Annotated in this window: 44 protein-coding genes and 6 pseudogenes; 10 read left to right on the top strand and 40 right to left on the bottom strand. The window is 45.4% G+C overall.

Annotated elements, in window-relative coordinates; translation table 4 throughout:
* Positions 1 to 459: 459 nt before the first annotated feature.
* Together CSH31_RS00955 and CSH31_RS00960 are read left to right on the top strand one after the other, a co-directional pair.
* A complete protein-coding gene (locus CSH31_RS00955; RefSeq protein ID WP_128008507.1) occupies positions 460 to 786 on the top strand; it encodes an ATP-binding protein in 327 nt (108 codons plus the stop codon).
* Positions 787 to 916: 130 nt separating this feature from the next.
* On the top strand, positions 917 to 1,321 hold the full coding sequence (locus tag CSH31_RS00960; protein ID WP_201736470.1) for an AAA domain-containing protein: 405 nt from the start codon (positions 917 to 919) through the stop codon (positions 1,319 to 1,321).
* 483 nt (positions 1,322 to 1,804) lie between these two features.
* Here the strand turns inward: CSH31_RS00960 and CSH31_RS04320 are convergent, their stop codons facing one another.
* The 37 genes and pseudogenes from CSH31_RS04320 to CSH31_RS01125 all read right to left on the bottom strand — a co-directional run bounded on the left by CSH31_RS04320 (position 1,805) and on the right by CSH31_RS01125 (position 22,975).
* Positions 1,805 to 1,942 carry a hypothetical protein gene (locus tag CSH31_RS04320; protein WP_161565628.1) on the bottom strand — a complete coding sequence of 46 codons (138 nt, stop codon included), beginning with the start codon at positions 1,940 to 1,942 and terminating at the stop codon, positions 1,805 to 1,807.
* Between the two features lie 166 nt (positions 1,943 to 2,108).
* The gene (locus CSH31_RS04325; protein ID WP_161565629.1) at positions 2,109 to 2,255 is read right to left on the bottom strand and encodes a hypothetical protein; all 147 of its coding nucleotides are present in this window, start codon (positions 2,253 to 2,255) and stop codon (positions 2,109 to 2,111) included.
* A 141-nt stretch (positions 2,256 to 2,396) separates the two neighbouring features.
* A complete protein-coding gene (locus CSH31_RS00965; protein WP_128008509.1) occupies positions 2,397 to 2,753 on the bottom strand; it encodes a hypothetical protein in 357 nt (118 codons plus the stop codon).
* Positions 2,754 to 2,777: 24 nt separating this feature from the next.
* Positions 2,778 to 3,278, bottom strand: coding sequence for an HAD-IIB family hydrolase (locus tag CSH31_RS00970; protein WP_128008510.1), 501 nt, complete (start codon positions 3,276 to 3,278; stop codon positions 2,778 to 2,780).
* Between the two features lie 862 nt (positions 3,279 to 4,140).
* Positions 4,141 to 5,482, bottom strand: a pseudogene (locus CSH31_RS04840) (class I tRNA ligase family protein); the annotation flags it as partial.
* 45 nt (positions 5,483 to 5,527) lie between these two features.
* The gene (locus CSH31_RS04330) at positions 5,528 to 5,683 is read right to left on the bottom strand and encodes a hypothetical protein (RefSeq protein ID WP_161565631.1); all 156 of its coding nucleotides are present in this window, start codon (positions 5,681 to 5,683) and stop codon (positions 5,528 to 5,530) included.
* A gap of 83 nt (positions 5,684 to 5,766) precedes the next feature.
* Positions 5,767 to 6,009 carry a hypothetical protein gene (locus CSH31_RS01000; protein ID WP_128008515.1) on the bottom strand — a complete coding sequence of 81 codons (243 nt, stop codon included), beginning with the start codon at positions 6,007 to 6,009 and terminating at the stop codon, positions 5,767 to 5,769.
* Between the two features lie 81 nt (positions 6,010 to 6,090).
* On the bottom strand, positions 6,091 to 7,347 hold the full coding sequence (locus tag CSH31_RS01005) for an MATE family efflux transporter (RefSeq protein ID WP_128008516.1): 1,257 nt from the start codon (positions 7,345 to 7,347) through the stop codon (positions 6,091 to 6,093).
* Positions 7,348 to 7,540: 193 nt separating this feature from the next.
* Positions 7,541 to 7,777 (bottom strand): hypothetical protein, encoded by a 237-nt coding sequence (locus tag CSH31_RS01010; RefSeq protein WP_128008517.1) that lies wholly within the window; start codon positions 7,775 to 7,777, stop codon positions 7,541 to 7,543.
* 204 nt (positions 7,778 to 7,981) lie between these two features.
* Entirely contained in the window at positions 7,982 to 8,191 is a 210-nt protein-coding gene (locus tag CSH31_RS01015) for a hypothetical protein (RefSeq protein WP_128008518.1), read from the bottom strand.
* A gap of 2 nt (positions 8,192 to 8,193) precedes the next feature.
* Positions 8,194 to 9,571: pseudogene (gene atpD, locus CSH31_RS01020) on the bottom strand (F0F1 ATP synthase subunit beta).
* 33 nt (positions 9,572 to 9,604) lie between these two features.
* Positions 9,605 to 9,761 (bottom strand): annotated as a pseudogene (locus tag CSH31_RS01025) (F0F1 ATP synthase subunit gamma); the annotation flags it as partial.
* Between the two features lie 122 nt (positions 9,762 to 9,883).
* Positions 9,884 to 10,204, bottom strand: a complete 321-nt coding sequence (locus CSH31_RS01030) for a hypothetical protein (protein WP_345775150.1) — start codon at positions 10,202 to 10,204, stop codon at positions 9,884 to 9,886.
* Positions 10,205 to 10,511: 307 nt separating this feature from the next.
* Positions 10,512 to 10,829: pseudogene (locus CSH31_RS04570) on the bottom strand (hypothetical protein); the annotation flags it as partial.
* 59 nt (positions 10,830 to 10,888) lie between these two features.
* A complete protein-coding gene (locus CSH31_RS04845) occupies positions 10,889 to 11,194 on the bottom strand; it encodes a hypothetical protein (protein WP_345775151.1) in 306 nt (101 codons plus the stop codon).
* The gene (locus tag CSH31_RS04850) at positions 11,112 to 11,489 is read right to left on the bottom strand and encodes a hypothetical protein (RefSeq protein WP_345775152.1); all 378 of its coding nucleotides are present in this window, start codon (positions 11,487 to 11,489) and stop codon (positions 11,112 to 11,114) included. The genes CSH31_RS04845 and CSH31_RS04850 overlap by 83 nt, the downstream gene beginning before the upstream one ends.
* 6 nt (positions 11,490 to 11,495) lie before the next feature.
* Positions 11,496 to 11,792, bottom strand: coding sequence for a hypothetical protein (locus CSH31_RS04580; protein ID WP_236630683.1), 297 nt, complete (start codon positions 11,790 to 11,792; stop codon positions 11,496 to 11,498).
* Positions 11,793 to 12,003: 211 nt separating this feature from the next.
* Positions 12,004 to 12,534, bottom strand: a pseudogene (gene atpH, locus CSH31_RS04585) (ATP synthase F1 subunit delta).
* Positions 12,535 to 12,556: 22 nt separating this feature from the next.
* A complete protein-coding gene (locus CSH31_RS01055) occupies positions 12,557 to 12,934 on the bottom strand; it encodes an ATP synthase F0 subunit B (protein WP_128008524.1) in 378 nt (125 codons plus the stop codon).
* A gap of 139 nt (positions 12,935 to 13,073) precedes the next feature.
* A pseudogene (gene atpE, locus CSH31_RS01060) lies at positions 13,074 to 13,303 on the bottom strand (ATP synthase F0 subunit C).
* Between the two features lie 134 nt (positions 13,304 to 13,437).
* Positions 13,438 to 13,836 carry a F0F1 ATP synthase subunit A gene (locus CSH31_RS01070; protein ID WP_128008525.1) on the bottom strand — a complete coding sequence of 133 codons (399 nt, stop codon included), beginning with the start codon at positions 13,834 to 13,836 and terminating at the stop codon, positions 13,438 to 13,440.
* Entirely contained in the window at positions 13,812 to 13,946 is a 135-nt protein-coding gene (locus tag CSH31_RS04855) for a hypothetical protein (RefSeq protein ID WP_345775153.1), read from the bottom strand. The genes CSH31_RS01070 and CSH31_RS04855 overlap by 25 nt, the downstream gene beginning before the upstream one ends.
* A 592-nt stretch (positions 13,947 to 14,538) precedes the next feature.
* A complete protein-coding gene (locus CSH31_RS04465) occupies positions 14,539 to 15,366 on the bottom strand; it encodes an amidohydrolase family protein (protein ID WP_201736472.1) in 828 nt (275 codons plus the stop codon).
* Positions 15,267 to 15,830, bottom strand: a complete 564-nt coding sequence (locus CSH31_RS04470; protein WP_201736473.1) for an amidohydrolase family protein — start codon at positions 15,828 to 15,830, stop codon at positions 15,267 to 15,269. The genes CSH31_RS04465 and CSH31_RS04470 overlap by 100 nt, the downstream gene beginning before the upstream one ends.
* Before the next feature lie 190 nt (positions 15,831 to 16,020).
* Positions 16,021 to 16,311: a PQ-loop domain-containing transporter gene (locus tag CSH31_RS01080; RefSeq protein WP_127942676.1), complete on the bottom strand. Its 291-nt coding sequence runs from the start codon at positions 16,309 to 16,311 to the stop codon at positions 16,021 to 16,023.
* A 94-nt stretch (positions 16,312 to 16,405) separates the two neighbouring features.
* Positions 16,406 to 16,642, bottom strand: a complete 237-nt coding sequence (locus tag CSH31_RS01085; protein ID WP_128008526.1) for a hypothetical protein — start codon at positions 16,640 to 16,642, stop codon at positions 16,406 to 16,408.
* 11 nt (positions 16,643 to 16,653) lie between these two features.
* Positions 16,654 to 17,238: an MATE family efflux transporter gene (locus tag CSH31_RS01090; RefSeq protein ID WP_128008527.1), complete on the bottom strand. Its 585-nt coding sequence runs from the start codon at positions 17,236 to 17,238 to the stop codon at positions 16,654 to 16,656.
* 151 nt (positions 17,239 to 17,389) lie between these two features.
* A complete protein-coding gene (locus tag CSH31_RS01095; protein WP_161565634.1) occupies positions 17,390 to 18,319 on the bottom strand; it encodes an MATE family efflux transporter in 930 nt (309 codons plus the stop codon).
* Positions 18,320 to 18,538: 219 nt separating this feature from the next.
* Positions 18,539 to 18,697, bottom strand: coding sequence for a hypothetical protein (locus CSH31_RS04590; protein ID WP_236630732.1), 159 nt, complete (start codon positions 18,695 to 18,697; stop codon positions 18,539 to 18,541).
* Positions 18,631 to 19,191, bottom strand: a complete 561-nt coding sequence (locus tag CSH31_RS04860; RefSeq protein WP_345775154.1) for a hypothetical protein — start codon at positions 19,189 to 19,191, stop codon at positions 18,631 to 18,633. The genes CSH31_RS04590 and CSH31_RS04860 overlap by 67 nt, the downstream gene beginning before the upstream one ends.
* Complete coding sequence (locus CSH31_RS04865) at positions 19,161 to 19,763, bottom strand: hypothetical protein (RefSeq protein WP_345775155.1); 603 nt, start codon at positions 19,761 to 19,763, stop codon at positions 19,161 to 19,163. Before CSH31_RS04865 ends, CSH31_RS04860 begins: the two co-directional genes overlap by 31 nt.
* A gap of 23 nt (positions 19,764 to 19,786) precedes the next feature.
* Complete coding sequence (locus CSH31_RS01105) at positions 19,787 to 20,320, bottom strand: signal peptidase II (RefSeq protein ID WP_148668992.1); 534 nt, start codon at positions 20,318 to 20,320, stop codon at positions 19,787 to 19,789.
* A 7-nt stretch (positions 20,321 to 20,327) separates the two neighbouring features.
* On the bottom strand, positions 20,328 to 21,065 hold the full coding sequence (locus CSH31_RS01110) for a class I tRNA ligase family protein (RefSeq protein WP_128008950.1): 738 nt from the start codon (positions 21,063 to 21,065) through the stop codon (positions 20,328 to 20,330).
* A complete protein-coding gene (locus CSH31_RS01115) occupies positions 21,002 to 21,631 on the bottom strand; it encodes a class I tRNA ligase family protein (RefSeq protein WP_128008530.1) in 630 nt (209 codons plus the stop codon). Before CSH31_RS01115 ends, CSH31_RS01110 begins: the two co-directional genes overlap by 64 nt.
* Positions 21,547 to 22,170: a class I tRNA ligase family protein gene (locus tag CSH31_RS01120; protein WP_161565635.1), complete on the bottom strand. Its 624-nt coding sequence runs from the start codon at positions 22,168 to 22,170 to the stop codon at positions 21,547 to 21,549. Before CSH31_RS01120 ends, CSH31_RS01115 begins: the two co-directional genes overlap by 85 nt.
* 4 nt (positions 22,171 to 22,174) lie before the next feature.
* Positions 22,175 to 22,309, bottom strand: coding sequence for a hypothetical protein (locus CSH31_RS04870; protein ID WP_345775156.1), 135 nt, complete (start codon positions 22,307 to 22,309; stop codon positions 22,175 to 22,177).
* Between the two features lie 84 nt (positions 22,310 to 22,393).
* A complete protein-coding gene (locus tag CSH31_RS01125) occupies positions 22,394 to 22,975 on the bottom strand; it encodes a class I tRNA ligase family protein (RefSeq protein ID WP_161565636.1) in 582 nt (193 codons plus the stop codon).
* Between the two features lie 191 nt (positions 22,976 to 23,166).
* On the opposite strand from CSH31_RS01125, the gene CSH31_RS04875 reads away from it, so the two are divergent.
* From CSH31_RS04875 to CSH31_RS04910, 8 genes are read left to right on the top strand one after another with little or no spacing between them, the layout of a single operon-like run.
* Positions 23,167 to 23,640, top strand: a complete 474-nt coding sequence (locus CSH31_RS04875) for an AAA family ATPase (RefSeq protein ID WP_345775157.1) — start codon at positions 23,167 to 23,169, stop codon at positions 23,638 to 23,640.
* Positions 23,607 to 23,840, top strand: coding sequence for a hypothetical protein (locus tag CSH31_RS04880; RefSeq protein ID WP_345775158.1), 234 nt, complete (start codon positions 23,607 to 23,609; stop codon positions 23,838 to 23,840). Before CSH31_RS04875 ends, CSH31_RS04880 begins: the two co-directional genes overlap by 34 nt.
* Positions 23,840 to 24,148 carry a hypothetical protein gene (locus tag CSH31_RS04885; protein WP_345775159.1) on the top strand — a complete coding sequence of 103 codons (309 nt, stop codon included), beginning with the start codon at positions 23,840 to 23,842 and terminating at the stop codon, positions 24,146 to 24,148. The genes CSH31_RS04880 and CSH31_RS04885 overlap by 1 nt, the downstream gene beginning before the upstream one ends.
* Entirely contained in the window at positions 24,111 to 24,344 is a 234-nt protein-coding gene (locus CSH31_RS04890; protein WP_345775160.1) for a hypothetical protein, read from the top strand. Before CSH31_RS04885 ends, CSH31_RS04890 begins: the two co-directional genes overlap by 38 nt.
* Positions 24,345 to 24,397: 53 nt before the next feature.
* Positions 24,398 to 24,838 carry an AAA family ATPase gene (locus CSH31_RS04895; RefSeq protein ID WP_345775161.1) on the top strand — a complete coding sequence of 147 codons (441 nt, stop codon included), beginning with the start codon at positions 24,398 to 24,400 and terminating at the stop codon, positions 24,836 to 24,838.
* A complete protein-coding gene (locus CSH31_RS04900; RefSeq protein WP_345775162.1) occupies positions 24,798 to 25,007 on the top strand; it encodes an AAA family ATPase in 210 nt (69 codons plus the stop codon). Before CSH31_RS04895 ends, CSH31_RS04900 begins: the two co-directional genes overlap by 41 nt.
* Positions 24,938 to 25,162, top strand: a complete 225-nt coding sequence (locus tag CSH31_RS04905; RefSeq protein ID WP_345775163.1) for a hypothetical protein — start codon at positions 24,938 to 24,940, stop codon at positions 25,160 to 25,162. Before CSH31_RS04900 ends, CSH31_RS04905 begins: the two co-directional genes overlap by 70 nt.
* On the top strand, positions 25,131 to 25,295 hold the full coding sequence (locus CSH31_RS04910; protein ID WP_345775164.1) for a hypothetical protein: 165 nt from the start codon (positions 25,131 to 25,133) through the stop codon (positions 25,293 to 25,295). The genes CSH31_RS04905 and CSH31_RS04910 overlap by 32 nt, the downstream gene beginning before the upstream one ends.
* Here the strand turns inward: CSH31_RS04910 and CSH31_RS01135 are convergent.
* The 3 genes from CSH31_RS01135 to CSH31_RS01145 all read right to left on the bottom strand — a co-directional run bounded on the left by CSH31_RS01135 (position 25,292) and on the right by CSH31_RS01145 (position 26,146).
* Positions 25,292 to 25,477, bottom strand: a complete 186-nt coding sequence (locus CSH31_RS01135; RefSeq protein WP_128008533.1) for a hypothetical protein — start codon at positions 25,475 to 25,477, stop codon at positions 25,292 to 25,294. The genes CSH31_RS04910 and CSH31_RS01135 overlap by 4 nt on opposite strands.
* A 199-nt stretch (positions 25,478 to 25,676) precedes the next feature.
* Positions 25,677 to 25,808 carry a hypothetical protein gene (locus CSH31_RS04915; protein WP_345775165.1) on the bottom strand — a complete coding sequence of 44 codons (132 nt, stop codon included), beginning with the start codon at positions 25,806 to 25,808 and terminating at the stop codon, positions 25,677 to 25,679.
* A 14-nt stretch (positions 25,809 to 25,822) separates the two neighbouring features.
* Positions 25,823 to 26,146 (bottom strand): uracil-DNA glycosylase family protein, encoded by a 324-nt coding sequence (locus CSH31_RS01145; protein ID WP_128008535.1) that lies wholly within the window; start codon positions 26,144 to 26,146, stop codon positions 25,823 to 25,825.
* Positions 26,147 to 26,515 lie beyond the last annotated feature (369 nt).

A 26,515-nucleotide genomic window follows, 5' to 3' on the forward strand; every position in this document is an offset into this window, starting at 1 on the left:
GATGGAGTAAAAAATTACTTTGACTTTTTGAAAGTCAAAGAAGTAGACGCTGCACTGGACAAAGAACAAAAAGTTTTTTGCCAAACAGTCTGCAAAACTCTCTGAAAATTCTGACGCAGAATTAACCCATTTTAGCTAAAAGCGTCTTTGAGTTTTGGCAATTAATAAAATTGAGGATTTTGAAAAAGAAAACCGGCAACTACTAGGCCAACGTAGCTCAATTTAAAGAAATCGTGGCAATGATTTCCGAAACATCGGTAAAAAAAGAAAACTTACCAAACAAAAATTAAAATCGCATCTACAAACTGCCTGCCAAGAATTTATCTCTAGTTCTAAACGATTCGGGGAATTGGCCAGAAACGTCAACGGCAAAAGAAAACCGAGTTTGCATAAATTCATTAACAAGTTTCATTTGGAACTTTTTAGAGGAGTTAAAGTTTTGACTAATGACGCCAGAAGTTGTGTCTGAAATTTTACCTTTGGAAAAAAGCATGTGTTGACTTAGTCGTTTTTGACGAAGGATCGCAAATTTACGTTGAAAAAGCGATCCCAACCATCTTACGAGGTCAAAAAGTAGTTATTGCCGGCGACAACAAGCAACCCGTCTTCCAGTTTAGGTATGGCAGAATTGATTACGATGAAGAAACTGATGACGAAGATCAATTCGGACAAGGGGCAGCGCTTGAAGAAGAGAGTTTGCTCGACCTTGCTCGCGCTAAGTACCACCAAACTATGTTGGACTACCATTATCGTTCCAAGTACGAAGAATTAATCGCTTTTTTCTAACTACGCTTTTTACCGTGGACGTCTTCGTGTTTCTCCTAATTTTAAAAACACTTACCCCTCCAATTGAAGTAATTAAGGTTTCAAACGGAATTTGATTTAAACGCACAAACCACCGGGAGCAGTCCAAGTCTTGAGACTGCTCAAGCAATTTTTAGAAAACTCGGCAAAACCAAGAAACAATTGTGTCATTACGTTTAACAGCGCCCAACGGGATTTAATTCTTGACTCATCGATGAAGAATGCGGTAAAAATCCTAAGTTTGCTACGCGCTACAAAAAAGGTTAGAGCGCAAAGCGCTGAAGGGGAAGACATCGGCATCTTCATTAAAATATCGAAAATGTCAGGCGACGAAAGAGATACGATCATTTTTTCCTTTGCTTACGCTAAAAACGAAAGCGGTCGCGTAATTCGTAATTTTGGTTGACTAAACCAAGAGGGCGGAGAAAACAGATTGAACGTGGCGATCACCCGAGCTAAAGTAAAAATTTACATCGTGACCTCCCTTAGTCGTCGGAACTACGAGTTGAAGATTTAAAAAACCGGGGCCCTAAACTTCTTAAAAATTACTTAGAATACGCCGAAGCGATTTCAGCTGGCAACCATGAGCAAGCCAAGCGATTCTGCATTCCTTAAACGACGTTCCAAAAGAAGATCAAGCACCAACTTTCGAAGCGATTTTGAAGGAGCAAGTTTATGACGAACTTGGTGCTCTAGATTTTAAAGTTGAAACTCAGTCGGGATTGCGGGTACCGAATTGATTTAGCGATTAAAAATCATGACCAGACCAAATATATACTGGGAATTGAGTGCGATGGGAAGTTTTACCACAGTTCTCAAACGGCCGCGAAAGAGATATTCACAGGCAAGCTTACTAGACTCTTGCGGATGAAAAATTCACCGCATTTGGAGTCGAATTGGTGACGCAATAAACGCGGAAATTCAAAAATTGTCCAACTAGTTCAAAGTCGTTCAAGAGAGAAAACACCTAACTAGTTGGCAAGTCGCGCGTTAATTAAAACTAGCCAACTTTTTCAGACCGGGGACTTTTTTGGTAGCCGCGTCCAACTTTAGCGATCAGTTTACTATTGTGCTTAACCGCATCAGCCGAAAAAAGAACTTCTACTTTCATCAAAGCTGCGCCAACTCCCGTAAACATCAACCGGGTTTTTTGTTTTTCAAACTCAGCAATGCGCTCAGCCGAAAAACCAGATGAAACGATGATTTTTACTTTTGAGCACCAACGCGGTCTAACTCGCGGCGCAAGTCTTTAATCAAAAGCGGCGTGACACCGCGCTGGGCAGTGTCTTTAAAAAGCGCGTCCACTAAATTGCGCGCCGTCAACGCGAACCCCAAAAAGCTCTTTTGCCAAAACGCTGCCAAACTTTGAGCGACTCGTTAATGACGTCGTTATGAAAGTCAACCAAGGCTACCAAAGGCTGGTCAGGAAAAACGAGTTTAAATGCTTCCAAGCCTTGATTGAATCACCGCCAAACATTTGAATTAAAGCATGGGGGACTGTGCCGACAACTTGAGCACCATGACCTAGCGCTGTGCTCGGTGACTTGCTTTCTAATGCCGCCCAAATAGATGCTGCGCATCATAAAGTTGGTTTAGGTAAAGATCGGCTCGGTCACCATGAAAATTAACTCTTTACCTTGGGCTGCCTTGACGCAGCGGCGCGCGTTAGTCGCAGAGAAGAGCAGCGCGATAAAATCCCGTCAATAACGCCCTCATAATACCCAACTCGTGGTAAGTCCCACAAGCTCTAAAACCACTTGGCGCGCTTTGAGCAGTTTGCCGTCGGGTAAGTAGCGAATTTGGTAGCGGTGTGTAGCGGTGTTTTTTTCAAAAAACTCTAACACTTGACTCATGCCTGCTAAGACAACGTTATCGTCCCACTGAAAAAATTGCAAAGTAGTTGAGCTTTTGGGTAAAAAACCGCCGGCAATCGCTTGAGTGTTGAGCAAATATTTAGCAACGTATCGGTCGGTTTAAGTCGAGTCATATTTAACTTTCGGGCGGCAATAAATTAACTTTTTGCCGGTCAAAAAAGTCGTCAATTGCGCGGCTAAACCGTTCTGGTCAACCGCAGCAGCGTGAAAACGAGCGGCTTTTTTAGTCTTCTGATCCGCGTTAGCTACCGCGTAAGAGTAGACTGGTAGTTCCAGCATTGAAATGTCGTTAGCCGAATCGCCAATCGTCATGACTTTTTCCAAACTAACTCCGAGGTGTTTAGCTAATCACTTGACGGCAAAACCTTTGGAAATTTGGGGTGGCAAAATCGCGACAGTGTGGTCGTCAACTAGAATTCAGTTTAACTTGAGCTCACTAACTACCTCTTGGGCTTTGACTAATTTATCAGCGCGACTGATCAGCAGTAAGTTTAAAAGTCCGGGACGAGTTGGATCAAAAGGCGAAACTTTTAAATCACCGATCATTTGGAGACGTATTTCGTGCTGAGCATCAAGTCTTTCTGCCAGCTCAGAACTCATGAAAAAATCGTGCTCAGTTCAGGCGCAAAAGTAAATTCTTGGTCAGAAAGATGCTCGTAAACACTTTTGACGACTTGCGGTTCTAACGTCTTAGCAAAAGCGGTTTCTCTAGCTGACGGTCGTAAATGTAAGCTCCAGTCGAACTAATTACGTAGCGCAGACTAAGTTCAAGCGCTAGTCCTTTAATCATCTTGAAGTAACCATTACCAGTCACAACCACAAACTTCGGCGCCGTGGATTGAGCTTGGTGATTTTGCTTTGGTTCTCGCGACTTAAACTGGCCGGACCTTTGTCATAAATAGTGTGGTCGGCATCGGAAAAAATTAGGTACATTTTTGATTATAACACTCGCTAATTAACTGTCTTTGGAGCGGACCTAAGCACAAAATTAATAATTTTGCCCGCTACGTAGACCACCTTGAGAACTTGGACGTCTTTTAAATAGCGACTGACAGCGGCAAAGACTCAGCCTTTTGACGAACTATTTTAGCGCTGGTCTGAGGATCATCTATTCCAAAGTAGCTCGTAATTTGCCATTAACTTGGACGGCTAAGTAGTCGGTTCAGTCACGATTTTGCGCTGGTCAAAACTAGGTCAAGTTTGTTCATGGAGCGGTTTTTTCTTTTAAATAAGCCAAAATTTCCTCGGCCAAATGAGGTGCAAAGAGCGACAAAACGACGCAAATCTTTCAGCTCTTCTAGACTTGCTTTGAGATTAGCGATCAAGGCGTGACAAAAACCATAAGTTTGGAAACTGCTACGTTGAATTTAAGTTGCTCGACCAGTTGACCCACTTGTTTGAGCATGAGATGGTATTGGCTAGTAATTTGGGAACTGCCTAGGGCGGTTTTGCGAACTGCGTTTCAAACTCGGTCAAGTCACTTACGCATCGCTTGAGCGAGCGCGTGGACCAAGTTTTAGTTTCCTCAAGAGGACCACTAAACATTTCGTAAGTCTTAGTGCGTCGGCTCCGTAAGTTAAAACGATTTGGTCGGGACTAACCACGTTGCCACGTGACTTAGACATCTTCAGTCCGTCGGGACCCAATCATCCCCTGGTTAACCACTTTAAGAAAGGGCTCCTTAGTCGGGACTAGTTTAAGGTCATAAAGTACTTTGTGTCAAAAACGAGCGTAAAGAAGGTGCAAAACGGCGTGTTCTTGCCCGCCGATGTAAAGGTCAACCGGCAACCAGTGTTTGAGTGCTTTTTGGGCCTCAGGCGAATCAAGCGCTAAATATCCGCCGGTCCGCTTTTTCAAAATGTAAGCTAGGTAGTACATGAAGAGCCAGCTCACTGGGGCATCGTGTTAGTTTCTCGGCGTCACTTTTTTCCTTCTAGGTCAACTCACAGCCAACTCGGATCGGCGTTAGCTAGGGAGACTCGCCTTGACCTCCGGATTTAATTTGGTCAAGAACTGGTAAAGTGACGGGCAAATTGGGGTCAAGTTTAATTTCTCCCTGAGGACCGTGCAAAAATCGGAAACGGCTCACCCCAATAGCGTTGGCGCGAAAAACTCAGTCGCGTAAATGGAGCGATCCGTCGGGGTTTTTAATTCAGTTGCGTTGTAAGTTGATTAACGAACTGGTCAGTCAACTTGATCCAATTCTTGAAAAAGTTTGTCGGCGTAAGCGGTGATTTTTAACACTCACTGGCGCATTGGTTTTTCACGACCGGAAAATTTCCGCGCTCAGAAACCAGTTTTCCATCAGTCGTTTGCAAAACCTCTTCGTTAGCTAAAACAGTGCCTAAATCGGGGCTCCAATTGACCTCTACGTCGCGCATTTCGGCTAATCCGCCGATAAAGAGCGCTGAAATCGCCTGCGTTTGAGCGTAAAAATTCGGATCGGTAGTGTCGACTTCTTTGGCGTAATCGTAAGAAAAACCGAGCATTTGCAGTTGACGACGAAAGTTGGCAATGTTTTGAGGCGTAAAGCGTTGCGGTAATTGTCCCGTTTGAATGGCGAACTGCTCGGCTGGCAGACCAAAAGCGTCCCAACCAATCGGGTGTAAAACATCGAATCCTTTGAGACGTTTAAAGCGAGCCACGATGTCGCTGGCGGTGTAGCCTTCTAAGTGACCAACGTGTAAACCCTTGCCCGAAGGGTAAGGAAACATGTCTAAAACGTAATATTTGCGACGCTTATTAGTTAATTCGGGCGTTGCAAAAACATCGTGATCAGACCAGTACTTTTGCCACTTTTTCTCATCTGCTGGTGGTCGTACATAAGTGTAAAGATTATAAACGAGTTTTTAAACATCAAGCGGTTCGCTATCAATCACGTCGTGACCGCTTTGGAGCGCGTTATCAGCCTCAACGTGAGCAGCGTCAATCACCTGGGCTCAATCAATCGTGTAGTAGTTAATTTCTTGGGCAATTAGTTTGAAAATATCGGATGTAAAAAACACGATGTAAGCAAGTCAAAAACGACCCTAAAGCGGGCCAAGCGTCTTTAAGCGGCCCATTACAATCCAAGCTCAACCAATTTGCGCTAAGTTAAATAGCCAGTCGGTCAAGGAAAAAACGAAAGTTCGTCCGCCCGACACGCCGTTTCGGTAAGTCGTGTAAACCAAATTCAAACCGGGTAAAAAAGCGCGATGACATAAAGAGTGTTACGCACTTCGATCAGTTGGGCGCCTGTGTCAACGTTTGGGTCACGTGTGTCGACTAAAAAAGTCATCAGCGGCGCAAAAGAAGCGACAATCACAACTAAAACTGACAAAGCAACCGACATGCTAGTGTTAAAACCTTTAAGCTGGTTAGAGTGAATTTTGGCCGATTCAATCCGACCATTACCAAGCTCTGACCCGACAAGTTAGCCGCCATCACGCCTACGCCAGCAAAAGCTGTCGTAAACACATTCATAATCGCGTTGCTCAGTCCGAGCACAGCCGTGGCGCCAATCCCTTGCCCGAGCGATCCCTGGGGATAACCCATGTCGTAAAAATATACTGCGAAACGTAACAAGGGCCACCATCGTGGTGTAAGCAAAGAAAAGAGCGAAGCGAGCAAAAAACAATTTGGTCGTGTGCCAGTCAAAACTAAAAACAGTCCAAGGGGCAAACCGGAGTTGGGAGTTAGTTTTGACTACGAAAGTAAAACCGACGATAATCGCAACCATCCGGGCCGCGACCGAAGCTCAAGCCGCTCCTTTGACGCCCACGTCAAAACCGTAAATTAAAATCGCGTTGAGAGTGATGTTCATTGAAAGCGTTCCCACGCCTCAGTAAACTGTCACGTGTCCTTTGCCTACCTCGCGGAGCTGAATACCTAAGTTGCCCGAGATCGAGAAAAGAATTCACTGCAAAGCGGTGATTTGAATGTACTCGCGAGCCATCGCTAAGTTTTTCGCGTACTGAACTTCTTCGCTGGCCAAATGCTCGGGGCGCTTCAAGAAAAGCGAGTTAAGCTCGTGGGAATGATTCAGGCTAAAATCGCAATTACCAAAGTCATGCCAGTCGTTAGCACGTAGCGAAAAACGCGCCATTTGCTTAAAAGCTTGGTAACGACGCGAGTAAAAGAGTTGAGCCGAGACAACTCCGCCCGCAGCGGCCACGCCGATTACAATTCCGTTAACTATGTTAGTCCACTGGTTAGCGGCCGAGATGGCTGCTACTGCGTTTAACTTTCCGACCATGAAGTTGTCAATAAAACCGTTCAAAGCAAAAAGCATCGCCCCGAGAATTACCGGGTAGAAAACTAGGAAATAACGTTTCCACTGACGAGCATCGCTCGGAAAAAAACTGCCTAAAAATCGCCTCTTCTCCGCGCGCTGAACTTCAAGTTGATCGTTTACTTCCTCGTTAACTTGCTCGCTAACTTCTTGCGAGTAATCTTCGTCATCAATCGTTGGGGTATTGCTCGTTGGTGTCATCGTCGTTATAAAAAAACGAACGCTCGTTGTTTCAAACTCGATGTCTTCCCAGTCAAAAACATGGTCGTAGTCGACCGTCTCAACATCAATTTCCAACTCGCCATCCACGACGTTAAAAGTTGTACTAACGCTGACAGGTCCGCCGCCGTACTCGCTGTCAATTCGTCACTGACGCGCTGCCTTGAAAATTGTACTCATTGTCCTGACCAAGAATTTCTCACGACTCCAAACTCAAACTTAACTTCAATTGGCACTTCCACCTTCAAAATGGTGTGGCGAAAAGTTTGCAGTGCCTCTTCCACAGTTTGAGCGTTAATTTAGTCGGTCATTTTTGCACCATAATTCAACATTCTACTAAAAAACCGCTTGCTCACGGCGGAGCGGCACGGTTTTAACTATTCTTAGTGCTGAATAACTCTACTTCCAAAAGGAAGCAAAAAATTTCCACCAAAGTCTTAATTTGGTAACCGATTAAACCGGCTAAGGCGATTGAAAAGACAACGTAGACTAGTCAAGCTAGTTCGCGGCGGGAAACTCGGATGATTTTAGCCCACTCAACTTGAGCTAAAACAAAGAAGGAAACGAGCAAGGAGATCAAATAAATCGTTAGTTGGACAAACCAGGGCATTAATCTCCCCGAGCGACTTTAATGCGGTTTAATGCTCGCTCTAACTTAAAATGTATAACGAATTTGCTGACTAGTTGAAAGTCTCTCCTCGCGAAGCCTTTTCTCTCGGCGTCAATTCGGGCTGACTCGGCTCTTTTTAAGTCAATCGCGTCTTTAAACTCGCAGCCGGAGTAACGACTTTAACGCCTTGGGCGTCAACTTGCATTAAACCGCCACCAGTGCCAAGACTTTGTGGGAGCGACTTTTTTCCTCTCCGATACTAGCTTGAGCAATGTCTAAGGCCGCTACGAGCGGGGTGTGGCCCGCTTGGATACCGATATAACCCCGGGTTGTTTTGAGCGTCACAAATCGGAACTGGGTCGTCAAAAAAAAAACGCCGTAAGGAGTTAAGATTGTCAGATGAATTTGTTTCATCGCTAAGCGTTAGCTTCCTTTTCTTTTTTTGCCTTAGCGAGTGCTTCGTCAATCGTACCAACGTAAAGAAAGCTGCTCTCGGGTAAGTTGTCGTGTTGACCGGCTAGAATTTCGCTAAACCGCGGATCGTTTGTTCCACTTTGACAACTTACCTTCTATACCCGAAATTTCTGGGCTACGAAAAACGGTTGGGACAAAAAGTTCCGAACTCGGCGAGCACGTTGAACAACTTTCTTGTCTTCTTCTGAAAGTTCATCCATTCCCAAGATCGCGATGATGTCTTGCAGTTCTTTGAAACGCTGCAAAATGTTTTTAACTTCTTGGGCCACTTGGTAGTGCTTTTCACCGACCACTTCCGGGTCAAGCAACCGCGAAGCCGAAGCCAGCGGATCAACGGCCGGGTAAATCCCGAGCGCGGCAATGTTCCGGTCTAAAACTGTTTTTGGCGTCCAAAGTGAGTAAAAGTTGTCGCGGAGCTGGGTCAGTTAAGTCGTCAGCTGGCACATAAACGGCTTGCACCGAAGTAATCGAACCCTTTTGAGTGGTAGTAATTCTCTCTTGGAGTTGACCCATTTCGGAGGCCAAAGTCGGTTGGTAGCCCACGGCCGAAGGCATGCGACCAAGCAAAGCCGAACTTCCGAACCAGCTTGGGTAAAGCGGAAAATGTTGTCGATAAAGAGCAAAACGTCTTGCCCTTGTTTATCGCGGAAATATTCGCCATGGTCAAAGCTGATAAACCAACCCGCATACGAGCTCCGGGTGGTTCGTTCATTTGACCAAAGACAAGCGCAGTCTTATCCAAAACGCCCGCCTGAGCCATTTCGTGGTAAAGGTCATTACCTTCCCGCGTTCTTTCGCCTACGCCAGCAAAAACTGAAAGTCCGCCGTGTTGAGTAGCGATGTTATTGATTAACTCTTGAACCAGCACGGTTTTACCCACGCCAGCTCCGCCAAAAAGACCAATTTTTCCACCCGAGCGTAAGGCATCAATAAGTCAATCACTTTAATGCCCGTTTCCAAAATTTGCGCCTCGGTGCTTTGTTGAGCGTAAGTTGGCGCGCTGCGGTGAATAAAGTCACGGGGCGCTTTTTTGGTAAAAGGCTTCTCGTCAATCGGATCGCCGAGCACGTTAAACATTCGACCAAAACGCTTGGTCAAACGGGCACCGAAATTGGTCCGCCGTGTCAAAAACTTTTTGACCGCGGACTATCCAAACCGTTGAGTCCATTGCGATGCAACGTGCTGTGTCGTTACCAATGTGTTGGGCGCTTCGAAAACTTGTTTCTCACCTTTGGTGTCAAGTTCCAGCGCGCTCAGTAAAAGCCGGGATTTATGGTCGGCAAACCTGACATCAATGATTGGTCCCAAAACTTGGGTAATCGTTCGTAGTTTTTTGGCATGTTTCCTTTCGGGCTAGTTTTGGCTGCCAGCCACAATTTCGCTAATTTCTTGGGTAATCGCCGCTTGGCGCGCTTGGTTGTAACGAACTGTTAGTGTGTCGATCAATTCGGCGGCGTTATCAGTTGCGTTTTCCAATCGCAATCCGACGAGAAGCCATCTCAGAATACTTTGGACTCCACCAGTTTTATCAAAAACAAGACCGCGATGAAAAAGGGCATCATTTGGTGAACGATGCTAACGTCTTTGGGTTCAAACTCAGTTAGCTCCTCGTGCAAACTCGTTTCAGCCCGCCTAGTTGCCTCGGCCAGCGACCACACTAAAGGCTCAAACGAAATTGAGTTGATGTACTTGGTGCTGACGATTCTTAAGTCTTCACGCTTTGCTCAAGCAAAAGTCGCCGATTCGGTCCACGATTTGGTTATTAAACGGTAAGTAAATGTTTTCGCCTAAGTTGCTAAACGCTAGGTCAACGCTGCGACCAATTGTCTCAAAGTGACGCACTCCTTTAGTTCCGACCACGATTAGGCGGTCTTGGGGACCGATCTGAGATTGAGCTAGTTTTAAAACGTTGACATTGTAAGATCCGCTCAATCCTAAGTCAGAAGTAATCACCAGCCAAAGAACTGGCGCGTCTGGTTATCGCCAAAAAGCGTTTTTGGCTCCGCCAAAGTGGCGCAAAGTCGGTCAAAAAATTGCTTCCAAACTGGCAAGAACTGGTCCGAAGCACTAAAGTGACGACGTAACTTTTGCAGTTTAGAAGTCGCGACTAGTTGCATAGCGCGAGTAATTTTTTGATCGCAACAACACTATTTATGCGACTTTTTATTTCTTGGAGTGACGGCATTAGTCTTCGAAGTTGGCTCCTCTATTTTTGGCAGCGGATCGTGAATCGTCCGCGACATAGTTTTTAAATAGTTTTTTAGGAAAGTTTTGACAAAGCGGTAAACTTCCCAGCGCAACCTGCTCATAAAGCTCGGGGCTTAAAAGCTTTGGCCTGGCTTAGTTGGTAACGCAGTTTTTTAGCCACTGATTCGCGGCCAAAGTAACGTAAGAGTTCCTCTTTAAACTGACTCACTTGCTCAACTGGCAAAGGATTGGTTAACTTTTCTTTGACCGCTAAAAGCAAAAATCGCCTGGTCAATTTGTCAATCGGCGCGTACTGGTGTTGTTTTCATAAGCTCGAGCACTTTTTTCCCTGACTCAAAACCCGCTTAGTACTTTGGTCAAGGTCAGAGCCAAACTGGCAAAATCAACCATTTCGTTATAACTGAGCCAACTCGAGTTTAAGCGAACCAGTTACTTGCTTAATCGCCTGATTTGAGCTGCTGAACCAACGCGCGAAACCGAGTAACCTACGTCAACAGCTGGGCGTTGACCGAGGTTGAAAAGACTTGTCAGCATAAAAATTTGTCCATCGGTAATCGAAATGACGTTGGTCGGAATGTAAGCGGAAATGTCGCCGGCTTGCGTTCAATGATTGGTAAAGCTGTGATCGAACGCGCCGTGCTGCGGATTGATTTTAGCAGCTCGTTCTAAAGTTGGGAGTGAAGGTAAAAAATCGTCGCCAGGTAAGCTTCTCGACCAGGAGGGGCGACGCAACAAAAGCGACAAAGTTCGGTAAGCAACGCGTGTTTAAGATAAATCATCGTAAACTATCAAAACATCCTTGCCTTTTTCGCGCCAAGCTTCGGCAATCGTAACTCCCCGTGTAGGGAGCAATGTACTGCAGCGGAGCTTGTTCGCTGGCACTAGCGTCAACCACAGTCGTGTACTCCAGCGCTTTGTAACGTTTTAACTTACCCACGATTTGAGCAACCGTGGAACTTTTTTGTCCAATCGCCACATAAACGCAGTAAACATCTTTGCCGCGCTGGTTAATAATCGTGTCAATCGCCACCGCGGTTTACCATTTTGACGGTCGCCAATAATTAAATTCGCGTTGACCTTTGCCAATCGGAATCATGGAATCGATTGCTAAAATGCCCGTTTCAATCGGTTGGTTGACTTCTTCGCGCGTCATTACTCGGGGGCGATTTGGAAATTTCCCGGCGGGCCAATCCTTTGAGAGCTTTTTGCTCGTCATCGGCTCACCTAGCGCGTTAACTACCCGACCGAGCAGAGCATCGCCCACTCCGACCCGAAATCACTTGTTTAGTCCGTTTAACGACGTCGCCTTCTTTCACGTGACGGGCTGGTCCATCAACACAAACCAACCGCGTCTTCTTCCAGACTAAGAGCCATCCGTAAAGATTTTTTGCCAAAACTTAACAGTTCACCGAGCATCACTTTGTCAAGACCAGAGACGTTGCAATCCGTCGCCGATTTTAAGTAGTACCCGCTTTTCCTGAGGTGTAATTTGGTGGGTAAATTTTTCAATCTGCGGCCTAAGAATTGCCGCTAAGTCCGATGCTCTAGTTGCCATCTTGGAGAATTCCTTTCAAAGTTAAACGCTCACGGAGCGCTTCTAAACGGGCATTGATCGAATCGTCAATCGCCTGGTCTTCAATCACGACTTTAACTCCGCCAATTAACTCCTGGTCAATTTTGTTAACTAGTTCAACGGTTTTTTCATTTGGCGGCTAATTTTGGGCTAATTCGCGTGATTTGCTGCGGAGTTAATTTTCACTCGAGTAAAGCACGCCGCTTTGCACTCCGAGCGCTTGGCTAGCCAGTTCGCCAAAGTGAGACAAAATTTTGCTCGCTAAGTAGGCGTTTTTCCGCTCGGCTAAAATGAGCATTAAGTTGATTAGTCAGCGGTCAAATTTGCGTGTTAAAGCCTTTTCAATGAACTGGGTTTTTTGCCGCGTGCTCAATTGGTAAGAATCAAGCGCCGACGCTAGAGTTGGGTAAGTGCGAAATACCTCCGCTAACTCCGCGGCCTGCTTTTTTAAAAGAGCAGTTTTGCGCGCTTTTTGAGCGAGTTGGAAAGCGCCAAGGCATAACCAATACTTTGGGTGCTATCCATTATTTTTTACCAATGAATTCTTCCACTAGTTTACGGTTAGTCGGAGAATCCATTTCCTTGCCGATCACCTTTTTAGCAGCGTCAATTGCTAAATCAACAACCGCTTTTTGGGCGTCGCTGTAAAACTCTTCGCGAGCCTTTTCAATCGATACTTTAGCCTTTTCCAGCAGAGAGTCGGCCTGGTCTTTCGCTTCTTCAATTGTCGCAAGTTTTAACCTTTGCGCTTCTTTTTTAGCATCGCTAATAATAGCGTGGGCCACGTTGCGAGCGTGGAGAAGTTCTTCGTTGGCCAAAACTTGGCTTTGACGGGACTTTTCCAGTTGCTTTTCAGACTCGTCAATGTTGTCTTGAATGTAGCGACGACGTTTGCTGTACATTTGGCGAAACAGGGTTGTAAAGCAGTTTGGTCAAAACTAAAAGCAAAATTAACAGCGCCAGTAAAGTTGCGACCACTGTTGGTCAAGTGGGGAACAGTTTATCGGCGATGTCAATGTTTACAGCCTGCCACATAATTTCCTAACCTCCGAAAGCAAACAGAAGTAAAAACGCGATCAAAAGACCGTAAATCACGGCTGTTTCAGTCAGCGCAATTCCAACGATCATGGTGGTACGAATTTTACTCTGTGCCTCAGGATTACGTCCGACTGCTTCGCAAGCTTACCAGCGGCGTAGCCTTGCGAAATTCCGACCCCGATTCCCGGCAAAAGCGCGAGAGCGGCTCCGATCGCAATTAGTCCTTTTTCCATAGTGAATTCCTTTCCTTTAAGTGAATTAGTTTATTCGGTTTCTAATGACCAGTATAGCATCGTTAAAAGTGTGAAAACATAAGCTTGGACAATTCCACTGAAAATGTCAAAGTAGGCGTGAAAAACGGGCGCAATTAAGCTCCAAGTAAATTGATCTCGCCAACCACGGGAATCATTTGCCAAATTCACCCCGTCATGTAGTAGAGCAGATAAAGAATGATTGATCCGCCGATGATGTTACCAAACAGACGAAAAGAGAGCGAAATTAGCGGAGCAAACTGTCCGATTAACTCAAGCGGGTTGGATAAAAAACGAAGTCAGAACCGTCAACGTTTGTAAACGATTCCGACTACGTAAACGCCCATCCAAGAAACTAACGCCAAAGTCAAAGTCACGCTGTAAGAAGTTGAGACAGCCGGCACTCCGACTAGCGAAATCAAGTTGCCAAAAACTAAAAAGGTGAGCAAAGTGAAAATGTAGGGCGCTGGACGCTCAAGTTTATTTCCAGCTACATCACGGTAAAGGTTGTCCACGCCATAACATAGTGCTCGGCAACTTGGGCTACGCCAACGGGCGCACGGTTAACGGGTTGTTTACTAACTTTGAGATAAACAACGATTGACAAAACGATTAAAATCAACACCACCAAATCATTGAGAAAATGTGGGGCTGTAGTTTAACCGATAAAAAGGCTTCTTTAAGTTGTTGCACTAGTTATTTTCTCCGGCTGAGATTTTCGGCAAAGAAAACCGACCCACGTGTAGTTAGTGAGAACATAACCTCCAACCCCAGCAAAAACATTAACCGGTTTTGTAAAGCTAAGTCAACTACTTTCTGACCACGCGAGTCCGTTGGAAAATTTATTAACGGCGATGGCAACAATCAAAACTAACGCCATCACCAGAAGCAAGGTTCACGATCTAAGCAAACCAAGCGCGAAACCTTTGGAACTATTTTCAAGCAACCAGCGGGAGTAAGCGCTGTTCATCCAAGCGTTGGCACCGCTAATTAGCGAACCAAAAATTCACCCGACAATTAGACTGTAATCCAAATGCTGCTAAGACTTAAAGCTAGTGTTGTCAAAATTCAACTAACCACTAGCGTTTGTCCGATCCAACTGAGTTTCTTTTTGTTATGCAATTCGCACCTAACGACGAGTAGCTTGACTAGTGATTAGTCGCGTACTCACTAACTATTTTACTACATAAATAGTGCGGTGCCCAGGGCATAACCGGTTAGTAAACCGGTTTTTCTAACAAATTGGGTTGGGGAACTAATTTTCCGCCAACGTAAACTTTTTCGATGTTCCGGTCGTCGCCAATGTAAACAAAACGTTGAATTCGTTCAATAAGTCAAGTGGTTTGTTTTGACCAAGTGAGCGGTCGTCAATTACTAGAGCGTCAAAGCGGTAACCGGGTTCAAACTACCAACTTTACCAAACATTTCACCGCACCTTTAGTTGCTAAGTAAAACGCTTCCGGAGTGGTAAGTGCTTTTTCTTTCTCAACTAGGTGAGCTTGGAGCAGCTTTGATCCGTGGATCGCTGCGACCATGTTGTGGAGTAGCGAGTTGTCGTGTCCACCGGAAACGTCACTACCTAGGCCAACTTTAACGCCGTTTTCAAAGAAACGCCGAATTGGAGCGATTCCGCTGAAAAGGTTAAAGTTTGAGTAAGGACAGTGGGAAACAATTACGCCGTATTTTTTCAGTTTCTCAATTTCGGGTTGCTTAGATTGAACGCAGTGTGCCATCACTGTTGGAGTTTCAAGTAGTCCAAAACGCTCGTAAACCGATACGTAATCGGGTGAATCGGGGAAAAGTTCTTTGACCCAAGCCACTTCACCTTTGTTTTCGGAAAGGTGAGATTGAACTGGAACTTGGTATTTTTTAGCTAAATCTCCGAGTCCTTGCATTAGTTTGGCTGAGCAAGTCGGCACAAAACGCGGAGTAATGATTGGATTAACTAACGGGTGTTTACCGTGGTATTCCTTAATAATTTCCTCGGTGTCACGCAAAGAATCCTCAGTTTTTTCAACCAAGTTATCAGGCGAGTTAATGTCCATGTTAACTTTTCCGACCAAGGATGAAAGACCAGATTTTTAAACATGTCTAACAGCAGTTTAGTCGCATCCTTGTGGATGGTGTTAAACACAACGCTGGAAGTTACGCCGTTTTTTTCAAAGGGTCGTAATAAAGTCGTTGTAAACTTTGCGAGCGTAGTTCAAATCTTTGAACTTAGCTTCCTCGGGGAAAGTGTAAGTTTCCAGCCAAGCAAAAGTTCTTTGTCAAGACCTAGTCCGCGGTTAGTAAACTGCGGAGCGTGGATGTGAGTGTCAACTAGACCAGGAATAATTAACTTGTCTTTGTAGTCGCTCACGGGGTAAGAATGATACTGGGAAGGGATGTCCTTGCCAACTGCTTTGATGACATCGTCTTCTACGACAATGTGGCCATTTTCGATTAGTTCAAACTGACTCGGTTTTGAAGTGTAAACGATGTGACCTTTAACAATAAAACCTTTTTTCACTTTTGCTTCCTTTGCAATGGATCTACCCGCCTAACTTAAGTGTTTGCGGCGGATAGGTAAAGAAGTTTTGTGTTGGGCCTGTGAGCCCCCAAAAAACCAGTGGACAACCGCCAACGGTTAGTCAACTCTTTACCGATGAAATTATAAACAAAAGCCACTGGAAAAAAGATTTCCAAAAGTTGCCGACCAACTAAATGCGACGATTACGGAAAATGTAGAAAATTACGATGGAATTCATCAACAAAGCGATCGCGTTAGAAACGATTAATCCGTAAGCTCCGTAGGCACCGGGACCGTTAGCAATTAGAAGGACGATACCGTAAATCATGAAAAAGAGAGCTCCTAAGTGGAAAATCAAGTACTGCGAAAGCGATAAGTTGGCAGTTTGTTTGGTTTGAATCGTGCGGATGGCGTTAGGTAAGAAAGAAATCGTCACCAAAATTCCTCCGATGATTCCAAACAATTCAAAATATATATTCATTGCGATTTAACCTTTCTGTCAAAACAACTTTTCCATTATACAAAATAAAAAGTTCCGCTCGCTCAGGAGCAGAACTTTTATTAGTAGCGGTAGTCTAAACTAGTGTTCGAGCTCAGTCAACGCGGTAAACAGCGATTCCAAGCACGATGCACTTCATTAACTCACCGAAGCCGTTTCCAACTAGCGCAACGGTTACTCCAGTTCAGTTAATCGCTTTGACTCCGGTTTCCGGATCAATCGGCAAGGTAGCCGAACTAATTCCAAGCGAAATCAAGAATCATCCGACGATAAACACATAAGCCGATATAACGTCTAGAACCGAAGAAAGCATCGCTCTTCCGCCTACCCGTAGAACCGATAGGAAGACCATCGTGAACGATAGAAGAAGAATCCAAACGCGTGTCAGACGGTGTGCCACTGGGTGTAGAAGAGTAGCATGCTGCCGGCTGGGAGACGGAAAATTGGTCCCATTCCGAAAATACCAATCATAAGAAGCATGAGCGCTAAAATGAAAGATATCATTAGCACCATTCCGCAGAAGCGTTTGAAGGCAAGTTTAGCGCCTTCGGGGTCACCAGCTCCAAGACGTGTTCCGACATAGTAAGGAATCAGAGTCCGGTAACCTTGGAAAATCGCGAAGAATAGGTTGACAATCGTCATCGTAATCACGATCGCTTTCATACCTAAGTCTCCGGAAGTTGGACCTCCCAGTTTAATCATCACGATTTGAACAAGCGCTAGAGACAGTGAAAACAATACGTCCGAGAAGGCAATTTTGCCAAAGTTTCCAAGCACTTTCACGAATAGATCTTTGGAAAGAACTTGGTCACGTGAGAACGGACTGAAAGCGTGACGAACGCTTGGCATCGCAAAACAAAGACCAACGTAGGTTGCGGCTTCAAAGACCCTTGAGGTAATTGTTCCCAAGCGGCTCCTTTAACACCCATACCCCACTGAGTTACCCGGAAGACTGGGTTGTGGCCGTCGTACTCAATTAAGCCGTAGTCCATGCCTTCCAATTGTGTTGCGGCTTGGCCAGCTTTAGGCATTAGGATGTTTAGTCCCTCTCCGCCGCTGGTTACGCTCACAATGTTATCGCGCAGCTGTTCAATGTTATTGACCTCGCAGCGCTTAGACCGTATTTAACGATGTCTTCGTTACGTAAAATCGCGCCAGGTACGTTTCAAAGCGCCAAGTCCACTACGACAACGCGCTGGTTTTCGCTGAGTTGTTCTCAAACTGTGTTCCAGCTAGTGTCGGTTCCCCGGCCATCTACGATAGACCAAATGTTGGCTGATTCTTCCTTAATTTGTTCAGGAGTTAAACCAGCAATATCAGCGGGAACATTAATACCGTTTTGAATGTCGCGGTTAATTTGTTCCCAATTTTCTAAAGCACCTTCAATGTACCGGCGAACCGCGTCACCGGAAATGTAGTTGTCAAACCTCCAATTTTTGATCAACCCGTTGTAGCCCGTCATAAACAGTGGATTGAGCGTACTGTTAATGATAAAGGCAGTTCCTGAGACAATCATCGGGATAAGCGGCTTACCTCATTCAACGAAAGTAAACTGGATCGGTAAAACTAGACCCAGCAACACAAATGACCATGAAACAAGCGCTCAATACTCTTTAGCGTGTTTAATCGCCGCGCTGTTTGGCCCTCCGTTGTTTGAGAGGAAAAAGTAAAAAAGCCCTTGGTCGTTTTGAGGAGCTAAGGCTGCTGCCGTTAGCACCCCGGTTAGAACAAGGGCGATTGAAGTTCCAATCACAATTTTCCAGCTTACCGTTTCACGGACTTTGGGAGTATTTTTAGCACCGAAATACTGACCGGTAAAAATACCTCCCGCCACACAGGCCGAAATGACCGTGAACAGGATAAGTTGAAAGACGGCGTTGGAAGAGCCGACTCCCGCCGTGGCGTCTTCACCAATCAAGTTGGAAATAAACATCGTGTCAACCATGTTGATTCCCGCAATAAAAATTGATTGGATAACCACAGGCAGCATTAATCTAATCGATTTTTTGATGAACTGTCAATCAAAAAAGGACGAGATTTTTGCTCGGAATCCTGATGATGGATTTTTGTTATCGTATGTACTAGTCATACGAGATACATTATACATCAAGCGAAATAATCACGCCAGTTGGAAATTTAACCTATTGAAGCGACTTTTCTAACTTTAAAAATCGTCCTTTTCAATCCTGAATTGGAAGTTGATAATGAGTTAAAAAAACGTGTCTGGAACCGGGAAGCGTCTGGCCAAATCATCAACCTTTTGACTCACGCCCGATGAGTGACCACGTCAAACTTGGTCAATTAGGTGAGCCAGTTTTTCAAACTCAGCCGCGCCAAACCCGCGCGTTGTCATCGCCGGCGTGCCCAGACGAACTCCGGAAGTAACCGTTGGTGACTCGCTGTCGTTTGGCACCATGTTTTGTTAGCGATGATGCCGTGCTCCTCTAGAAGAACAGCCGCTTTTTGACCAGTTAGTCCGTAAGACTTTTTAACGTCAACTGTCAGTAAGTGAGTGTCAGTTCCGCCCGTGACCACTTTTGCTCCCAACTTAGTTAAAGTCTGAGCTAACACTTGGGCGTTTTCGACAACTCTTTGAATGTAAGTTCGGTAGCCGGGCAAAAGCGCTTCGCCAAAAGTGACTGCTTTACCGGCTACAGCGTGCATCAGAGGACCGCCCTGCAAAAACGGGAAGACTGCCCGGTCAATTTTACGGGCTAATTCGGAATCGTTAGTCATGATTACTCCGCCGCGAGCACCGCGCAAAGTTTTGTGGGTCGTGGAAGTAATTACGTGGGCATGACCAACGGGACTAGGATGGGCTCCGGTGGCAACTAGGCCGGCAATGTGGGCGATATCAGCCACGAGGTAAGCGCAACCTGGTCAGCAATTTGACGAAAACGAGCTCAGTCAATTTGACGCGGATAGGCCGAGTAGCCAGCCACAATCAAAGCCGGTTTTTCACGGTGAGCAATTTGGGCGATTTGATCGTAATCAAGCAAACCCTGGTCATTCACGTCGTAGCTAACGGCTTGGTAGTAAAGACCAGAAAAGTTGGCGCGGTAGCCGTGCGAAAGGTGACCGCCCGCGTCAAGCGCTAAACCGAGAATTTTTTGGCCTGGTTTAATTAACGCAAGGTAAGCCGCGTTGTTGGCTTGAGTACCCGAGTGGGGTTGGACGTTAGCGTAATCAACACCAAAAAGTTTGCGCAGTCTCTCAATCGCTAAAAGTTCGATCTTGTCGGCTTGGGTTGTTCCGCCGTAATAACGCCGACCTGGGTAGCCTTCCGCGTACTTATTAGTAAAAACGCTGCCTACGGCATTGAGCACTGCCTTGGAAACGTAATTTTCCGAAGCAATTAGTTCAATTTCAACGTTTTGACGTTTCTCTTCGGCCTCAATAATCGTATCAACGTCTCGGTCAGTTTTACGTTTCACAAACCACCTCTTGGCACTAACAGTTAGACGACCGCGCGGTTACGAACCGAAGCGATAATTTCGCACGTTATCGTTACTGCGACTGTGCTGACAGCGCCGCCCACAATTAAAACGTCGGCAATGTTAAAAGTTCCCCGGTCAGCCCAAGGGGTGTAAATCACGTCTCGCACATATCCAAATATGTACCAGTCTAGCGTGTTACCTAAAAGTCCCGCTAAGGTGATCGCTAAACAAAAAGCCACAATTTTGCGGCGATTTAAAACGGCAATTAAAAACACCAGCAAGGCAAGAACTGTTCCGACTCCCGCAAAAGCCGCTGGCGGAACTTGGATTTGGAGTCAGTTAAACAAACTTGAGTTGGGATGCTTAACTCGTCGAAAACCAATTCAACCTAACGAACGTTCTTCTCCGTTAAAAATAGGGTTCTTAAAAACAAATCATTTTAACCATTGGTCAAGGGCGATCAAAGCGCCGCTGACTACCAAAATGATAAGTAGGTTTATTAGTCGACGACGACGTTTGGGGTTTGAAGTTGTGATGTTAGGGAAAAATGCCATGTACAAATTATACTCTGCTGGCACCTTGTAAAACTAAAACTTCTTGGCAGCGCTGGCAAAGACTTTCCTCGTTAACCTGATCGGGTAAATAATGGTTCCAGCAACGAACGCACTTGACCGATTCAAAAGTGTCAACTTGGTTATTTTTGCCCCAGACTACTTGTCCGACCATTAAAAGTTTGGCTAAATCCCAATTTTCTAACTCGGGTCACTTTCTCTCCAAGGTTACCCGGGCGGCGTAACTGCGACCGATTTGACCCGCCTGCTTAGCTTCTTCAACCATTTTAAACACTAAATCTTTCAGTTCAAAAAACTGCTTAAAACGTTTAAGGTCAGCTGGTAAAACTTTGCTTTGGTAATCAATTTTGGTGAGGAAGATCGACGTTTTCTGCTGGTCAAAGCGATAGACCTGATAAGCTTGCTCGCAAGTAGTTGGTAAAACCGGAGCGAGTGCTTGCAAAACAAAAATTAGCACCTGGTAAATAACGCTCTGGATCGCTCTACGCTCGGGGTCGTTGGCCGCATTGGCGTAAAGAGCGTCCTTCGAAACTTCCAAGTAGTACGAGGAAAGTTCTAGCACAAAGAGGTTGACTAAATTAACAACTTGGTTAAAGCGACTAGCTTGGTATTCGCGCTGGACCGATTTTTTAAGGTCAGCCAACTTTACTAAAACTAACCGGTCTAGTTCGCTGTAATTCGGTTTGGTCGCGGGCTTTCAAACAAAGTCAAACAAAACGCCGAGCATAAATTTAATTTGCTTCTCAGTCCCCGGTAAAAAGTTGCGACTTGCTCTAGAATTGGTTCAGAGACGCTCACGTCCGCGCCGTATTCGCTCAGTGCCACCCAAAGTCTTAGAATTTCGGCTCCGTAACGAGCGACGATCTTGGCTGGATCAATCACGTTGCCCAGCGACTTAGCCATTTTAACGCCGCGCTGGTCGAGAACAAAGCCGTGCGAAATAATCTTTTTAAAAGGAGTTTGATTAGCAAAAGCAACGCTGTTAACGAGCGAGGAATTAAACCAACCGCGAAACTGGTCGGCGCCTTCCAAGCAAAGATCAGCTGGCCTGCCATTTAAAGATGGTAGGCGAAACGAAGTCCCCGAGTCAAACCAAACGTCCATAATGTCAGTTTCTTTTTTTCAACTTTTAGCCCGCTCAGTCCAAGCGGTTGGAACGAGTTTCTCGTTTGGTCATTCCCATCAAATTTGACTGCCGTGCTGGGCAACTAATTTAACGATGTGTTTAAAAATAGCCGGTTCAAAAACGGGTTGACCTTCGCGGTCGTAAAAATGCTTAGCGGCACACCTCAACTTCTTTGACGCGAAATCGTCCAAGTCTGGCGGGCCAGAGCCATAGTTGACAGTCGCTCGGTTGCTCACCCAGGGTAACCCTTAACTCCGACTAGCGCTTTTTTGATCCGGACTTTGAGCGGTGCTAAGTTGACAAACCACTGTTTGGTTGCCCGGTAAATGACTGGTTGATGCGTTCGCCAGTCGTGGGGATAAGAGTGGGTAATTGCTCGCTCGGCTACTAACTGAGATCTCTCTCGTAAAAACTGACAAATTAGCGGATTAGCTTTGAGGTAAAACTGACCTTGCGCAATTGGACTAGCTTGGTTAATAAGGCCTTGGTCGTCTAAGTGCATAATCATCTCAAGACCGTATTTTTGACCCAGCTCGTAGTCCTCCACGCCAAAAAGAGGAGCAAGGTGAACTAGACCTGTTCCTTCCTTGGCATCAACGTGATCGCTCAAAACGACTGGTCCGCTCCGCTCGCTAAAAGGTCTTTGGTAAGTTAGATCAACCAATTGCTCGCCGCTTAAAGTTTGACTAACGCGGTAATTTTTCAACCAGCTAGCTCGGCCACTTTTCCAAACAATCTTTGGCTAATAAAAAAGACTGCTGGTCAACTTGGACAAGGGAGTAGATTATTTTGGCGCCGACAGCCAAGGCGCTGTTAGCTGGCAAAGTTCAAGGCGTGGTGCTCATCAGCAACAGTTTGTTTGAGACGGAACTTTTTGGTTGCCTTTTAAAACGCTAAGAGCCACATAAATTTCCGGTGAACTAACTTGCTTATAAACAATTTCAGCCTCGGCTAAAGCGCTTTGCGAAGAAGGGGACCAATAAATCGGTTTGAGCGCTTGGAAAACTAATTTGTCTTGCACCATCTTGGCAAAAACTTCTAGTTTGGCGGGCTTGATAAACCGAATCATCGGTCTGGTAAAAATCGTCTAGGTCGGGCAAGAGTTGTAAAGTTTCAAACTGCTTTTTCTGAATTTGAATTTGCTCCTGAGCGTAAGCTTGAGCGAGTTGGCGGATTTTAGCTGGTGCAATTGCTTGACGATCGTGAGCAGTCTTAGTTAAAACTTGGTTTTCAATCGGCAAACCGTGGGTGTCCCAACCCGCAACAAAAGGAGTCGCATAACCCTCTAAAGTTTTGTTTCTTAAAACGATGTCTTTGAGAATTTTGTTGAGCGCGTGACCAAGGTGAATTGAACCGTTCGCATAAGGCGGACCATCGTGTAAAACAAACTGACCTTGACTAGCGTTTTGCTTCAAGGCACGCTTGTAAATCTGCTCCTTTTTCCAAAACTCGCGCCAACGCGGTTCTTCGTGAGTAAGGTTAGCCCGCAAAGAAAAATCGCTCCTTGGCATTAAGAGCGTAGTTTTTCAATCTGAGAGTGAATTTGGGGACTTTTTCATAACTTCCAAGCGCAGTGCCTGCATTATAAACTAACTGAGCGGCTAAGGAATAACTTATAATTCCAATGAATCTGAACGAGTATTTTAGCACTTGACACCTTAGAGTGCTAGACATGCTATAATTGAACTAGCAAGGAGATCGCATGGAATTTAGTTTTAACCCTACCCAAGAGTCTAACAACCCACTCAAAGACTTCGGACGCAACTTAACCGACGAAGCAGCTCGTGGCAAATTGGATCCGGTCATTGGCCGGGACGACGAAATTCGTCGTATCATCCGGATTTTGTCACGGAAAACCAAAAATAATCCCGTTTTAGTCGGGGAGCCCGGAGTCGGAAAAACTGCCATCGCTGAAGGACTAGCCCAAAAAATTCTCAGCGGCGATGTGCCGGAAAACTTGAAAGACAAAGAAGTGATTGAAATTGACATCCCCGCTTTAATCGCTGGCGCTTCTTTCCAAGGTCAGTTCGAAAAAAGACTCAAATCGCTCATGAAAGAAATTAAGGAGGCTCAAGGCAACTTAATTCTTTTCATTGACGAAATCCACATGATTGTCGAACGGGTAAAAACGCCCAAGGCGGAATGGATGCCGCCCAAATTATCAAGCCGATGTTAGCCCGCGGAGAAATGCGTCTAATCGGCGCAACTACGCTAGACGAACACCGTAAGTACATCGAACAAGACCCGGCTCTAGAACGTCGTCTCCAAAAAGTTTACATCGCCGAACCTTCCGAGGAAGAAACTGTCACCATTTTGCGAGGACTCAAAGATCGCTTTGAGTCTTACCACGGGTGAGAATTCATGACAACGCCTTAGTGACAGCCGTTAAACTTTCAAGTCGTTACATTTCCGACCGTTTCTTGCCAGATAAAGCGATTGACTTAGTTGACGAAGCAGCCGCTGCGATCCAAACCGAAATGAACTCAAAACCAGAGAACCTAGAAAAAGTTGAGCAGCGCTTAGCAATGCTAGAGATGGAGAAAGTCGCTCTTTCCAGCGAAAAGATCCTAAGTCCCGCGAAAGACTCGGCGAAATTAAAGACCGGATTGGGGAAACCGAAAAAGAAGTTAAGGCGCTTCGGAGCGCTTGGAATCGCGAGAAAGAAATTCTCCGTGACATCGTAAATACAAAGAAAAAGTTGAGCAACTCAAAACTCAGCAGCAACGCTACCAAGCCGAAGGAGAGTTTGAAAAGCTTCAATCTTGCTTTACAAAGAAATTCCTGACTGGGAGAAAAAACTCCAAAAAAGCCGAGGAGCAAGCCGGGCAACGCGAAAACTCGATGATTAAAGAAGATGTAGACGAGGAAAGAAATTGCTAACGTAGTCGCTAAGTGAACAGGCATTCCAATTACTAAACTGCTGCAAGGTCAACGTGAAAAACTACTGACTTTGGAAAAACACCTGCCAACGGATCAAAGGCCAAACTAACGCGCTTAGACTAGTCAACGACGCTATCTTACGTTCGCGAGCAAACGTGAATGACCCTAACAAACCAATCGGTTCGTTTATTTTTATGGGACCAACTGGCGTTGGTAAAACCGAAGTGGCTCGGGCACTGGCTTTTGAACTTTTTGACACCGAAAAAAGCATGATTCGGTTAGACATGTCAGAGTACATGGAAAAACACGCCGTTTCACGTCTAGTCGGTGCTCCTCCAGGCTACATTGGTTTTGACCAAGGTGGTCAATTGACCGAAGCAGTTAGACTCAGACCCTACTCGCTCATTTTTGCTTGATGAAATTGAAAAAGCTCACCCCGAAGTATTAAACATTTTGCTGCAAGTCTTAGACGATGGACGGTTAACTGACGGTAAAGGCAAAGTGGTTGACTTTAAAAATACAATTGTAATCATGACAACTAACATCGGATCGCTTGACATTTTAGAGGGCAAAAAAAACGAGCAAGTACTAAATTGCTCTACAAATTTCTCAGACCCGAGTTTATTAACCGAGTGGACGAAATCGTGGTCTTTAACGCTTTAGACGAAGAAGCGGTTCGGCAAATAACGGTGGTTGAACTAGAAAAGTTATCCAAACGTCTAGCCGACAGAAACATTTTGCTCGAGTTTGACGCGGGGGTAGTTGATAAAATCGCCAGCGAAGGTTATGACCCGCTTTTTTGGCGCACGGCCAATTAAACGTTACATCGTCAAAAACTTAGAATCCGATTTAGCTCGTAAAATCATTAGCAATGAAATCAAAGAACAAACCCAGTACGTGGTCAAAACACTTAACAGCGAGTTTGTCTTTGACGAAAAACGTCTCAACTAAACTTCAAAGTGACCGCCCAGCGCCCTCACAATCGCACGGGCAAAAGCCAAACTTTGTTCAAAATCGCGCGCGGTAATTAAGTTCTCCGCTACTTCCAGCGCGGTTTTTTTGTTGGACTTAGTTAGTCCATAACCTGGGTAGGCAGTGATGGCGCGTCCCTTGAATAATTTCGGCTTTGACAAGCAGTTGGGGAGCGGCACAAATTGCTCCAATTAGTTTGTTGCTGGCGTTAAAACGTTTAATCAAACTAAGCACTTTTGGCATTTTTGAGCAAAACCGCGTGACCTGGTCCGCCCGGAATGACCAAAGCGTCAAACTGGTCTCACTGGTCAATGCTGGACATTTTCTGACTGACAACTTGAGCCACGTACTTACCTTTGACTAACTCTTTGTCCTCGGGCGATACGATGCTGACCTGAAAACCAGCCCGGCAAAAACGTCCACGCTCGTGATTAATTCAATGTCTTCAAAACCTGTGGCGGCTAAAACTAAAATTTTGGCGGTTTTTTTCATGCTCAAATTATACCTTATCAAGTAATGTCAGTCAGACGAGCGAGCTCCTGGAAAGTGTGTTGGCGACGGTACTTAAAACTAAGCGGCGACGGGTGAGCGTCAACGATTGCTTGACTGCTAATAATTCGGCGGTAGTTTTTTGCTTCGTTACCCCAGAGCACCCAAATTGGTGCTTGACTTTTGTCAAGTCAACGAATCACTTTTTCGGTAAAACCTTGTCAAATGTGTTTGTGACTGTTAGGCATGTGCACGCGAGTAGTCAGCGAAGTGTTAAGTAACAAAACACCCTGCCTAATTCAATGTCTAAGCGTGCGGTCAGCGTAAACTTTGCCTTGCACTTGCCGAATCTCTTGGAAAATGTTGCTGAGCGAGGCCGGATCGGCGCGTAAGAATTAACGGCAAAAGCTCATCCGTTAGCTACTTCCGGCGTGGGGTAAGGGTCTTGGCCAAGAATAACCACTTTTATTTTGTCGGGTTCAAGCTCAAAAAAGCTGAGCACTTGCTCGCGTTGAGGAGTAATTGGTTCGTTCCAATCAAGCGAGTCTAAAATCGCTTTGACCTTCCTCAATTAAAACTTTGGGTCAGTCCATAGTTAATTGTAAACAAAGCCGCGCAAAATAAAACCACCCGGGAGGGTGGTTAGCAGTTAGTTTCACTAACAAACGAGTATTTGCGTTTTCAATCCGACCAATTCGCAACCAACTAGT

It is taken from the genome of Mycoplasma sp. ATU-Cv-508 (assembly GCF_004011945.1).
Classification (GTDB): Bacteria; Bacillota_I; Bacilli_A; order Mycoplasmatales; family Metamycoplasmataceae; genus RYZV01.